The organism is Isoptericola croceus (assembly GCF_029382255.1).
Classification (GTDB): Bacteria; Actinomycetota; Actinomycetes; order Actinomycetales; family Cellulomonadaceae; genus Isoptericola; species Isoptericola croceus.
In genome coordinates, this window is record NZ_JARLLG010000024.1 from 1 (window position 1) to 562 (window position 562).

General features: G+C 53.9%; 1 protein-coding gene. It reads left to right on the plus strand.

The genetic code is table 11. The features are described from left to right. Positions 1-562, plus strand: a 562-nt coding sequence (locus tag PZC42_RS20605; RefSeq protein ID WP_277213932.1) for an acetate and sugar kinases/Hsc70/actin family protein, incomplete at both ends; no start/stop codon positions are given.

Here is a 562-nt window from a genome sequence, read left to right on the forward strand (position 1 = left end):
CAAAAGGACAGCTATGTAGGAGATGAAGCCCAAAGCAAGAGAGGTATCCTCACCCTGAAATACCCAATTGAACACGGTATCATCACCAACTGGGACGACATGGAAAAGATCTGGCATCACACCTTCTACAACGAGCTGCGAGTCGCTCCAGAGGAACACCCCATCCTCCTGACTGAGGCTCCCCTCAACCCTAAAGCCAACAGGGAGAAGATGACCCAGATCATGTTTGAAACCTTCAACACCCCAGCCATGTACGTCGCCATCCAGGCTGTACTCTCCCTCTACGCCTCCGGTCGTACCACCGGTATTGTACTTGACTCAGGAGATGGTGTCTCCCACACCGTACCCATCTATGAAGGTTATGCCCTTCCCCACGCCATCCTCCGTCTGGATCTGGCTGGCCGTGACCTGACGGACTACCTCATGAAGATCCTGACAGAGAGAGGCTACAGCTTCACCACCACAGCCGAGAGAGAAATTGTGCGTGACATCAAGGAGAAGCTGTGCTACGTCGCACTGGATTTCGAGCAGGAGATGGCCACAGCTGCCTCTAGCTCTTCCC